A 10995-nucleotide genomic window follows, 5' to 3' on the forward strand; every position below is an offset into this window, starting at 1 on the left:
CGCCGGCTGTCCGGTACTCCTGATGTCGGATCTGACTACGTGTGTGGTGAGATCCTCTGACAACCAAAAGAGTATTGCTGTGAAAGTGTTGACCGTTTTCGGTACCCGTCCAGAAGCTATTAAAATGGCGCCGCTGGTCCACGCGCTGGCTCAACATCCTGAGTTTGAGTCTAAAGTTTGTGTCACCGCGCAGCATCGCGAGATGCTGGATCAGGTATTGCACTTGTTCGAGATCGTACCGGATTATGATCTCAACATTATGCGTCCCGGTCAGGGCCTGACCGAGATCACCTGTCGTATTCTGGAAGGCCTGAAGCCGGTACTGAACGAATTCAATCCGGATGTGGTGTTGGTGCATGGTGATACCACCACCACGATGGCGGCCAGCTTGGCAGCCTTTTATCAGCAAATCCCAGTGGGACACGTGGAAGCCGGTCTGCGTACCGGTAACCTGTACTCACCGTGGCCGGAAGAGGGCAACCGTAAACTGACCGGCCATCTGGCCCGTTTCCATTTTGCTCCGACCGAAACCTCGCGCCACAATCTGCTGCAAGAGCATATTCCCGATGCGCATATTTTCGTCACCGGCAATACGGTGATTGATGCCCTGTTCTGGGTGCGCAATAAGCTGCAGCAAGATACTGCGCTGCTGGCCAGCATTGAAGCGCGTTATCCGTTTTTGCAGGACGATAAGAAACTGATTCTGGTCACCGGTCATCGCCGTGAAAGCTTTGGCGGTGGATTTGAGCGGATCTGTAATGCACTGGCCGAGATTGCACGTCAGCATCCAGAGGCGCAAATTCTCTATCCGATGCACCTAAACCCGAATGTCCGTGAGCCGGTGAACCGCATTTTGCGTGGCATCGACAACGTGATCCTGATTGACCCGCAAGATTACCTGCCGTTTGTCTACCTGATGAACCGTGCTTATCTGATCCTGACCGACTCCGGTGGGATTCAAGAAGAAGCGCCGTCACTGGGCAAGCCGGTATTGGTGCTGCGGGATACGACCGAACGCCCGGAAGCGGTAGATGCCGGCACGGTGCGTTTGGTGGGGACAAAAGTTGAAACGATCGTCAGCGAAGTATCACGTCTGCTGACCGACCATGATGAATACCACCGCATGAGCCGTGCTCATAACCCGTATGGTAACGGGCAGGCTTGCGCGCAAATTCTTGAAGCATTGAAGATTAATTCAGGTGACCTGTCATGAGCTTTGACACCATTTCAGTTATCGGTTTGGGATATATCGGTCTGCCAACGGCGGCGGCATTCGCGTCCGCTAAGAAAAAGGTGATCGGTATTGATATCAATCAGCACGCCGTTGATACCATCAATCAGGGCAAAATTCACATTGTGGAGCCGGATTTGGATCTGGCAGTGAAAGCCGCCGTGGAGGGTGGTTTCCTGCGTGCCAGCACCCAGCCACAACCAGCGGATGCGTTTTTAATTGCGGTGCCAACGCCGTTCAAAGGTGATTACGAGCCGGATCTGGCCTATGTCGAAGCGGCGGCCAAGTCGATTGCGCCGGTGTTGAAAAAAGGCGATCTGGTGATCTTAGAATCCACCTCTCCAGTAACTGCGACTGAGCAAATGGCGCAGTGGCTGATGGATGCGCGCAGCGATTTAAGCTTCCCGCCACAAGCCGGAGAAGCGGCCGATGTGAACATTGCCTACTGCCCTGAGCGCGTACTGCCAGGCAAAGTGATGGTGGAGCTGATTCAAAACGATCGCGTGATTGGCGGGATGACGCCGCGCTGCTCTGAGCGTGCCGCGAGCCTGTACAAGACCTTCGTAAAAGGTGAGTGCGTGATCACCAACTCCCGTACTGCTGAGATGTGTAAGCTGACCGAAAACAGCTTCCGTGATGTCAACATCGCGTTTGCCAATGAGCTGTCGCTGATTTGTGATAAGCAAGGCATCAACGTGTGGGAGCTGATCCGTCTGGCTAACCGCCATCCGCGCGTGAATATCCTGCTGCCAGGACCGGGTGTTGGCGGCCACTGCATCGCAGTTGACCCATGGTTTATCGTGGCGCAAAACCCAGAAGAAGCGCGCCTCATTCGTGCGGCCCGTGAAGTGAATGACGGCAAGCCGCATTGGGTGGTGGAAAAAACCAAACTGGCGGTGGCCGAGTGTCTGACCGCGACCGGTAAGCGTGCGCAAGATGTGAAGGTTGCGTGTCTGGGACTGGCATTTAAGCCGGATATCGATGACCTGCGTGAAAGCCCAGCGATGGAAATTACTCAGCTGATCGCCGATTGGCATGCCGGTCAGGTATTGGCGGTGGAGCCAAACGTGCATGAGCTGCCGAAAAAGCTGCATGGCAAAGTTGAGTTGGTGTCGACCGAACAGGCGCTGGCGCAGGCCGATGTACTGGTGCTGTTGGTCGACCATCAGCAGTTCAAGGCCATTTCTCCTGCTCAAGTGACGCAGAGCTGGGTAGTGGATACCAAGGGGGTATGGCGGTGAAAACGATTCTGGTAACCGGTGGTGCAGGTTTTATCGGTTCGGCGGTAGTACGCCACATTATCCAAGATACTCCGTATCACGTGGTCAATCTGGATAAGCTGACCTATGCCGGCAATCTGGAATCACTGAACAGTGTCAGCGATAGCCCGCGTTATCAGTTCGAGCAGGCAGACATCTGCGATCGCAGCGCGATGGAGCGTATTTTTGCTCAATATCGCCCAGATGTGGTGATGCATCTGGCGGCGGAAAGTCATGTCGATCGCTCGATTGATGGTCCGGCAGCGTTTATCGAAACCAACATTATCGGCACCTATACCCTGCTGGAAGCGGCGCGTAACTATTGGAATACGCTGGAGTCACAGGCGAAAGCGGCGTTTCGTTTCCACCATATCTCTACCGATGAGGTGTATGGCGATCTGGAAGGTCCTGATTCGCTGTTTACCGAAACCACGCCGTACGCCCCAAGCAGCCCGTATTCGGCCTCTAAAGCGTCCAGTGATCATTTGGTCCGCGCGTGGCGTCGCACCTACGGTTTGCCAACGCTGATCACCAACTGCTCGAATAACTACGGTCCTTTCCATTTCCCAGAAAAGCTGATCCCGCTGATGATTTTAAATGCATTAGCCGGTAAGCCATTGCCAGTGTATGGCAAGGGGGAGCAGATCCGTGATTGGCTGTACGTGGAAGATCATGCGCGTGCGCTGGTTAAAGTGGCAACGGAAGGCGCGGTCGGTGAGACCTACAACATTGGCGGTCACAACGAGCGCAAGAATATCGACGTGGTGCACACCCTGTGTGACTTGTTGGAAGAGCTGGTGCCGAACAAGCCGGCCGGTGTGGCGCACTATCGCGATCTGATCACTTATGTGGCGGATCGCCCAGGCCACGATCTGCGCTATGCGATCGATGCATCGAAGATCGCCCATGATCTGGGTTGGGTACCGCAAGAAACGTTCGAAAGCGGGATTCGCAAAACCGTGATCTGGTATCTGGAAAATGAAACTTGGTGGCGCCGAGTGCAAGACGGCTCGTATGCCGGAGAGCGCCTTGGCTTAGGAGCCTGAGCATGAAAGGTATTATTCTGGCGGGTGGCTCCGGTACTCGCCTGTATCCGCTGACTCGCGGTGTCTCCAAGCAGATGCTGCCGGTGTATGACAAGCCCATGATTTACTACCCGCTGTCAGTACTGATGCTCAGCGGGATCCGTGACATCCTGATTATCACCACACCCGATGATCAGGCCGCGTTTCAGCGTTTGCTGGGGGACGGTAGCGACTTTGGCATTAACCTGCAGTATGCCATCCAGCCGAGTCCGGATGGTCTGGCGCAGGCGTTTATTATCGGTGAAGAGTTTATCGGTGATGACAGCGTGTGCTTAGTGCTGGGGGATAACATCTTCTTTGGCCAATATTTCAGTGACAAGCTGAAAGTGGTGGCGTCGCGTACCAGCGGCGCAACAGTGTTTGGTTATCAGGTGATGGATCCAGAGCGTTTCGGAGTGGTGGAGTTTGATGACGACTTCAATGCACTGTCGATCGAAGAAAAACCGGCTCAACCCAAATCTAATTGGGCGGTAACCGGCCTGTATTTCTACGACAACCAAGTGGTTGAGTTGGCCAAGCAGGTCAAACCATCGCACCGCGGCGAGCTGGAAATCACCACCTTAAACGAGATGTACCTGCAAAAAGGGCAGCTCAAGGTGGAATTGCTGGGCCGTGGTTTTGCGTGGTTAGACACCGGCACTCATGACAGCCTGATTGAAGCCAGCACCTTTGTGCAGACCGTGGAAAAACGTCAGGGCTTCAAAGTGGCGTGCTTGGAAGAAATCGCTTGGCGCAATGGTTGGCTGAGTGACGAACAAGTGGCTGCTGCTGCACAAGCACAAGCTAAGACCGGTTATGGTCAATATCTGAAGACCTTGCTGCATGTCCGTCCACGCCAATATTGAGCCATTAGGCTGGGAAAGCGCCTTTTTCGCACTCTCCAGTGCCAAATTGGTGTGGGATGCCCAGGCCGCGCCGGTGCAAGCGGCAGATTTACAGCCGTATGCACTGGTACAAGCCAAAGTGCCGGCGGCGCGTCTGGATCTGGCTGATGGCTTGGCTCGCTTGGGCTTTCAGTTGGCGGAAGGGGAAGTGGATCTGGCGCTGAGCTTGCCCGCTTCCTTACCGGCGCACGCGCTGCCGAGTGGTTGGCGCTGCCGCGTCGCCACTGAGACTGACATTGCGCTGCTGCGCAGTGCGGCGGCGCAGACCTTTGCTCATAGCCGTTTTCGCGCGCCTTGGTATCAAGCCAGCGACAGTGGCCGTTTTTACGCTGAATGGATCGAAAAAGCGATTCGTGGCACGTTCGATCATCAATGCCTGCTGATTGAGCAGGATGAACAGATTCTGGGGTTTGTAACCCTGCGCGATCTGGGCCAGCAGCAGGCTCGGATCGGCCTTTTAGCCGCGATGCCTGCTTGTGCTGGGCGTGGTGTGGGCCAACAGTTGATGTGGGCGGCGCAAAACTGGTGCCAGACGCAAGGGATTTCTACCCTGCGGGTGGCAACACAAACCGGTAATGTGGCGGCCTTACGTCTTTATATTCGCAGCGGTGCCGTTATAACCGACACTGCGTATTGGTTTTACAGGTGATAAGCATGATCCCATTTAATGCCCCGCCGGTTGTCGGCACGGAGTTGGAGTATATGCAGGCTGCCATGGGCAGCGGTAAGCTGTGTGGTGACGGCGCCTTTACTCGCCGCTGTCAGCAGTGGATGGAGCAGCATTTTGGCAGCGCCAAAGTGTTACTGACTCCGTCCTGTACCGCTTCACTGGAGATGGCCGCCATCCTGCTGGATATCCAGCCGGGGGATGAGGTGATCATGCCAAGCTTCACCTTTGTGTCGACTGCCAATGCTTTCGTGCTGCGTGGCGCCAAGGTAGTGTTTGTCGATCTGCGCCCCGATACCATGAATATCGATGAGCGCAAGATTGAAGCAGCTATCACTGAGCGTACTAAGGCGATTGTGCCGGTGCACTATGCCGGTGTGGCGTGCGAGATGGATACCATCATGGCGCTGGCGGAAAAATATGACCTGTGGGTGGTCGAAGATGCGGCGCAAGGCGTGATGTCGACCTACAAAGGGCGTGCGCTGGGCACTATCGGTCACATTGGTTGCTACAGCTTCCATGAAACCAAAAACTATACCGCAGGCGGTGAAGGTGGGGCGACCTTAATCAATGATCCGGCGCTGATTGAGCGGGCTGAAATTATTCGTGAGAAAGGTACCAACCGCAGTCAATTCTTCCGTGGTCAGGTAGACAAATACACGTGGCGCGACATCGGTTCGAGCTATTTGATGTCCGATTTGCAGGCGGCTTATCTGTGGTCGCAGTTGGAAGCCGCGGAGCGTATCAATCAGCGTCGCTTGAAGCTGTGGCAGACCTATTTTGATGCTTTGACGCCGCTGGCAGAGGCTGGCCGTATCGAGTTGCCAAGCCATCCCGCTGACTGCGCGCACAACGCACACATGTTCTATATCAAACTGCGTGATATCGATGATCGCAGCGCCTTTATCAGCTTTATGAAAGAAGCTGAAATCATGACCGTGTTCCACTATATCCCACTGCATGCTTGCCCGGCAGGCGAGAAATTCGGTGTGATGCATGGCGCGGATCAGTTCACCACGGCGGAAAGCGAGCGCTTAGTGCGTTTGCCGCTGTTCTACAACATGGATGAGTTGACGCAGCGTACCGTGATCCAGACGATGCTGAACTTCTTCGCCTGATTATGTCGTTAGCTAAAGCTTCGGTATGGACCGCAGCCTCGACCCTAGTCAAGATTGGGGTCGGGCTGTTAGTGGTCAAGTTACTGGCCGTATCGTTCGGCCCGCAAGGGGTTGGCCAGGCCGGTAACTTCATGACCATGGTGACGGTGCTGGGCGTGTTGTCCGGCGCCGGTATTTTTAATGGCGTGACCAAGTACGTGGCCGAGTTTCACCAAGAGCCCGCGCGACTGCGCAGCTTATTGGGTACGGCCTCGGCGATCACTTTACTTTCCTCATCGCTGTTGGCTCTGGTGTTTGTACTCGGTGCCGGCCCGATTAGCCGCGCTTTATTCGATCACACCGATTTTGTGCCGGTGATCCGCGCGGTGGGCTTGATTCAAATGGGGATAGCCTACGCCAACTTGCTGCTGGCGATCCTCAAAGGTCAGCGCGATGCGATGGGCAATGCGCTGGCGCTGATTGCCGGTAGCGTAATTGGAGTGGTGGCGTACTGCCTGTGTTTCTGGCTAGGCGGCTATGCCGGCGCTTTAGCCGGGATGGCGTTAGTGCCGGCCATCACGGTGCTGCCTGCCGCAGTGGTGATTAAAAAGCGCAACAGCATTCGTTTTGCCGACTTGCGTCCGCAGTGGGATAAGCCGCTGGCTCGTCAGCTGCTGAAGTTTACCCTGATGGTGGTGATCACCTCGGTCACCTTACCCGCCGCTTACGTGATGCTGCGAAATAGTCTGGCCGCCGATTATGGCTGGGATGCGGTGGGGATGTGGCAAGGGGTGAGTAAAATCTCGGATGCCTATCTGCAGTTTATTACCGCCTCGTTCTCGGTATACCTGTTGCCGACCCTGTCGCGGTTACAGCAGCGCGATGAGATTGTGCGCGAAATTGGCCGTACCCTGCGCTTTGTGTTGCCAGCGGTTGCCACGGTCAGTTTTGCCGTTTATCTACTGCGTGATGTGGCGATCTGGCTGTTGTTCTCGCCCGAGTTTCGGCCGATGCGCGATCTGTTTGCCTGGCAGCTGACCGGCGATGTGTTCAAAGTCGGTGCGTATGTCTTTGGTTATCTGGTGGTAGCCAAGGCGGCATTACGCTATTACTTGCTGGCCGAAGTAAGCCAGTTTGCCCTGCTAACGGGGCTGGCGCACTGGTTGATCCCGCGCGAGGGTGCGCTGGGTGCAGCACAGGCCTATATGCTGACTTACATTATGTATTTTTGCCTCTGTGTTGGGGCGTTCCTCATTTATCGAAAGCGTGCATGACAGCCTTAATCCATGTTCTGGGATCTGAGATCCCGCATCATAACCATACGGTGCTCACCTTTTTTGCCGAGGTGCTGACGCCGGCATTACAGCAACCGGCGCTGACCCGTGAGTTTTACGTGGTCAGTAACGAGCCGGAGCTGGCCGCGCGTTATCCGGCGCTCCGGCTGCACTGCTTTGCCGACAAAAAGAGTCTGGCACGTGCGGTGACGCTGGCGGCTCGTGACCCGGCGCAGCGCTTTTTCCTGCATGGCCAATTTAACCCGTGGTTATGGTTGGCGTTGCTGACGGGAAAAATCCGCACGCAACAAGTCAGTTGGCACATCTGGGGCGCGGATCTGTATGAGGATGCGCAGAGCTGGAAATTCAAGCTGTTCTATTATCTGCGCCGTCCGGCGCAAGGGCGTATTGGCCGCGTGTTTGCCACGCAAGGCGATTTGCAGTACTTCGCTCAGCGTCATCCGCATTGTGCTACGCAGCGTCTTTATTTTCCGACCAAAATGGATCCGGCGCTGACCGGAGGGGTTCGTCAACATGACCCTGCGCAGCCGCTCACCATTTTGCTCGGTAACTCGGGCGATCGCTCTAACCGCCACATTGAAGCGCTGCGTGAAATTCACGCCACCTTTGGTGACAAGGTGAAAGTGCAAATTCCTCTGGGCTATCCGGCGCATAATGAAGCCTATATCGCGCAGATTGCCGAGGTCGCGCAGCAACTGTATCCGCATGGACAGGTGGAGCTGCTTACCGAGCAAATTCCGTTTGACCGCTATCTGACACTGTTGGCGCAGTGCGATCTGGGCTATTTCCTGTTTGCCCGCCAACAGGGGATTGGCACTTTGTGTTTACTGATCCAGTTTGGCGTGCCGTTTGTGCTCAGTGAGCAAAATCCATTCTGTGTGGATTTGCGTGAGCAAGGGGTGCCGGTACTGCTCAGCGGTGAGCCGCTGGATGTGGCTCGTGTGTGCCAGGCGCAGGCCCAACTGGGCGCGCTCGATCGTAGCCAGATTGCCTTTTTTAAACCGAATTACCTTGCGGGCTGGCAGCAAGCGCTGCAGCAGGCCGGCGCTGACGCTATTGCATCTGCAGACCGAGGAGCCGGCGCATGACCCTGACTGATTTTTCTGGCTTGCTGGTCGTTTACCTGCTGTCATTGGCGCTGATCCTGACGTTGGGCTATCGCGAATTTCGTCGTGAGCGCTTTAACTTCAATATCTTTTTCACCTTGATCTACCTGCTGACGTTTTACTTTGGCTTTCCGTTTACCTGCATCCTCAGCTTTCGCTTTGATGTGCAGACCGAGCCGCCGGAGTACCTGATGTACGCCATGCTGGCCTCGACCGCCTTCTATGCCTTGTATTACGTGGTGTACAAGACGCGGATTGTTCGCCGTCAGCGTCAGCGTCCGGTGTTAAGCATGAATCGGGTGGAAACCAACCTGACTTGGATTTTGCTGATGCTGGTGGCGGTGGTCACGGTGGGGATCTTCTTCCTGCAAAACGGCTTTTTGCTGTTCAAGTTGCAAAGCTACAGCCAGATTTTCTCCAAGGATGTGTCGGCGGTAGCGCTTAAGCGCTTCTTCTACTTCTTTATCCCGGCAATGCTGGTGGTCTATTTCCTGCGTCAGGACACCAAAGGGTGGCTGATGTTTTTAGTCACTACTGTGGCATTCGGGATTTTGACTTATGTGATTGTCGGCGGTACGCGCGCTAACATCATCATCGCTTTTGCGCTGTTTTTGTTCATCGGCATTATCCGCGGTTATATCACTTTACCGATGCTGATCGCTGCGGGCGTGGCCAGTGTGGTCGGCATGTTTTGGCTGGCGTTAAAGCGTTACAGCTTGGATGTGAGCGGCTCGGAGGCGTTTTACACCTTCTTGTACCTCACGCGCGATACCTTCTCGCCGTGGGAAAACTTGGCGCTGCTGCTGGAAAACTATCACAAGATTGATTTTCAGGGGTTGGCTCCGATTATCCGCGACTTCTATGTCTTTATTCCGTCCTCGCTGTGGCCGGATCGCCCAAGCTTGGTGGTGAATACCGCTAACTATTTTACCTGGGATGTCCTCGAATACTTTGCCGGTTTAGCCATTTCGCCAACCCTGATTGGCTCGTTGGTGATTATGGGCGGCGTGCTGTTTATCCCGATTGGCGCGGTGATTGTCGGTTTGCTGATCAAATGGCTGGACTGGCTGTATCACAGCGGCATGCAAGAAACCAACCGCTATAAAGCGGCGATTTTGTTGGCGTACAGCTTTGGCAACGTGTTTACCCTGATCGTGCTGGTGCGCGAAGGGCTTGATTCTTTTGTGTCACGGATGGCGTTTTTCTCGATTATTTTCGGGCTGTGTCTGTTACTGGCCAAGTTACTGTATTGGCTGTTTGAAGCCTGCGGCCTGATCCGCCGGCGGTTGAAGGTGCAAGAACATGAGTGATATTCCTAAGTACACCCTGCGCGGTTTGCAGATCTGGGGTTTTGCCGACATGGCGCAGTTTGTCGCACACCTGCTGACGCCGCAGGGCACCAAAACCGGTACCCTGGTGGCGATCAATGCGGAAAAAGTGATGACTGCTGAAGAGTCTCCGGCACTGAAAGCTCTGCTGGATGCGGCTGAATACAAGTACGCAGATGGCGTCAGTATCGTTAACTCTATCCGCCGCAAATACCCCGACAGCCCGAAACTGCAACGCATCCCAGGTTGTGAGCTGTGGGAAGCCTTGATGGAGGAGGCTGGTCGTCAGGGGTTACCGGTGTTTTTGGTTGGTGGTCGCCAAGATGTCTTAAGTGAAGTGGAAGATAAACTGCGTCAGCAATGGCAGGTTAATATTGTCGGCAGCCAAAACGGATACTTCACCGCCGAGCAGACTCCCGATTTGTTCGAGCAAATTCGTGCCAGTGGAGCCAAGTTGGTCACGGTGGCGATGGGCTCACCGAAACAAGAGCTGTTTATGCGCGATTGCCGTCAGGTTTATCCGGATGCCTTGTATATGGGCGTCGGTGGCACTTATGACGTGTTTACTGGCCATGTGCTGCGCGCACCGGCAGTATGGCGTAAGTTTGGCCTGGAATGGCTGTATCGCTTGCTGTCACAACCGACCCGTTGGCGGCGCCAGCTCAAACTTTTGAAGTATGTCGCGTATCATTACAGCGGAAAGCTGTAGTTTTAAGCAAGTTTCGGGTAAAGTATCAGCAGTCGGTTCTTTTTGCATAAAAAAATACGAAAAGGGCTAGACAGCCGGATATGAAATCCGTAATATGCGACCCCGCAACGGCGCGCAGGGCGCCCGTAGCTCAGCTGGATAGAGCGCTGCCCTCCGGAGGCAGAGGTCTCAGGTTCGAATCCTGTCGGGCGCGCCATATAAGCATGTGGTAGTGATTTAGCCCAACGTTGTGGATGTAAGCTGAAAGAAAAAACTCTATGGTGGCTGTAGCTCAGTTGGTAGAGTCCTGGATTGTGATTCCAGTTGTCGTGGGTTCGAGCCCCATCAGCCACCC

General features: G+C 54.8%; 10 protein-coding genes and 2 tRNA genes. All 12 read left to right on the forward strand.

The genetic code is table 11. The annotated features are described in order from the left end of the window. The first annotated feature begins 79 nt into the window (after positions 1 to 79). Positions 80 to 1213 carry a non-hydrolyzing UDP-N-acetylglucosamine 2-epimerase gene (gene wecB, locus L975_RS15160; protein WP_047709220.1) on the forward strand — a complete coding sequence of 378 codons (1134 nt, stop codon included), beginning with the start codon at positions 80 to 82 and terminating at the stop codon, positions 1211 to 1213. Further along, positions 1210 to 2472 carry a UDP-N-acetyl-D-mannosamine dehydrogenase gene (gene wecC / locus L975_RS15165; RefSeq protein WP_047709221.1) on the forward strand — a complete coding sequence of 421 codons (1263 nt, stop codon included), beginning with the start codon at positions 1210 to 1212 and terminating at the stop codon, positions 2470 to 2472. Before wecB ends, wecC begins: the two co-directional genes overlap by 4 nt. Next, a complete protein-coding gene (gene rffG / locus L975_RS15170; RefSeq protein WP_177326654.1) occupies positions 2463 to 3536 on the forward strand; it encodes a dTDP-glucose 4,6-dehydratase in 1074 nt (357 codons plus the stop codon). Before wecC ends, rffG begins: the two co-directional genes overlap by 10 nt. 2 nt (positions 3537 to 3538) lie before the next feature. Continuing rightward, positions 3539 to 4420, forward strand: a complete 882-nt coding sequence (rfbA, locus tag L975_RS15175; RefSeq protein WP_010863066.1) for a glucose-1-phosphate thymidylyltransferase RfbA — start codon at positions 3539 to 3541, stop codon at positions 4418 to 4420. After that, on the forward strand, positions 4398 to 5108 hold the full coding sequence (rffC, locus tag L975_RS15180; RefSeq protein ID WP_047709222.1) for a dTDP-4-amino-4,6-dideoxy-D-galactose acyltransferase: 711 nt from the start codon (positions 4398 to 4400) through the stop codon (positions 5106 to 5108). The genes rfbA and rffC overlap by 23 nt, the downstream gene beginning before the upstream one ends. 5 nt (positions 5109 to 5113) lie before the next feature. After that, positions 5114 to 6244, forward strand: coding sequence for a dTDP-4-amino-4,6-dideoxygalactose transaminase (gene rffA, locus L975_RS15185; RefSeq protein ID WP_010863068.1), 1131 nt, complete (start codon positions 5114 to 5116; stop codon positions 6242 to 6244). 2 nt (positions 6245 to 6246) lie between these two features. Then, positions 6247 to 7497 (forward strand): lipid III flippase WzxE, encoded by a 1251-nt coding sequence (gene wzxE / locus L975_RS15190; protein ID WP_047709223.1) that lies wholly within the window; start codon positions 6247 to 6249, stop codon positions 7495 to 7497. After that, on the forward strand, positions 7494 to 8606 hold the full coding sequence (locus L975_RS15195; RefSeq protein ID WP_047709224.1) for a TDP-N-acetylfucosamine:lipid II N-acetylfucosaminyltransferase: 1113 nt from the start codon (positions 7494 to 7496) through the stop codon (positions 8604 to 8606). Before wzxE ends, L975_RS15195 begins: the two co-directional genes overlap by 4 nt. Further along, positions 8603 to 9934 carry an ECA oligosaccharide polymerase gene (gene wzyE, locus L975_RS15200; protein ID WP_047709225.1) on the forward strand — a complete coding sequence of 444 codons (1332 nt, stop codon included), beginning with the start codon at positions 8603 to 8605 and terminating at the stop codon, positions 9932 to 9934. The genes L975_RS15195 and wzyE overlap by 4 nt, the downstream gene beginning before the upstream one ends. Further along, positions 9927 to 10661 (forward strand): lipopolysaccharide N-acetylmannosaminouronosyltransferase, encoded by a 735-nt coding sequence (gene wecG, locus L975_RS15205; protein ID WP_047709226.1) that lies wholly within the window; start codon positions 9927 to 9929, stop codon positions 10659 to 10661. The genes wzyE and wecG overlap by 8 nt, the downstream gene beginning before the upstream one ends. 119 nt (positions 10662 to 10780) lie before the next feature. Continuing rightward, positions 10781 to 10857, forward strand: a tRNA-Arg gene (locus L975_RS15210). A 64-nt stretch (positions 10858 to 10921) separates the two neighbouring features. Continuing rightward, a tRNA-His gene (locus tag L975_RS15215) sits at positions 10922 to 10994 on the forward strand. Position 10995: the final 1 nt, after the last annotated feature.

This window comes from Plesiomonas sp. ZOR0011, assembly GCF_000800945.1.
Taxonomy (GTDB): Bacteria; Pseudomonadota; Gammaproteobacteria; order Enterobacterales; family CAMTGL01; genus Plesiomonas; species Plesiomonas shigelloides.

Coding starts and splice junctions, on each gene's coding strand:
- wzyE (WP_047709225.1), top strand. CDS start 8,603: ATGACCCTGACTGATTTTTCTGGCTTGCTGGTCGTTTACCTGCTGTCA.
- wecG (WP_047709226.1), top strand. CDS start 9,927: ATGAGTGATATTCCTAAGTACACCCTGCGCGGTTTGCAGATCTGGGGT.
- rffC (WP_047709222.1), top strand. CDS start 4,398: ATGTCCGTCCACGCCAATATTGAGCCATTAGGCTGGGAAAGCGCCTTT.
- L975_RS15195 (WP_047709224.1), top strand. CDS start 7,494: ATGACAGCCTTAATCCATGTTCTGGGATCTGAGATCCCGCATCATAAC.
- rfbA (WP_010863066.1), top strand. CDS start 3,539: ATGAAAGGTATTATTCTGGCGGGTGGCTCCGGTACTCGCCTGTATCCG.
- rffA (WP_010863068.1), top strand. CDS start 5,114: ATGATCCCATTTAATGCCCCGCCGGTTGTCGGCACGGAGTTGGAGTAT.
- wecC (WP_047709221.1), top strand. CDS start 1,210: ATGAGCTTTGACACCATTTCAGTTATCGGTTTGGGATATATCGGTCTG.
- rffG (WP_177326654.1), top strand. CDS start 2,463: ATGGCGGTGAAAACGATTCTGGTAACCGGTGGTGCAGGTTTTATCGGT.
- wzxE (WP_047709223.1), top strand. CDS start 6,247: ATGTCGTTAGCTAAAGCTTCGGTATGGACCGCAGCCTCGACCCTAGTC.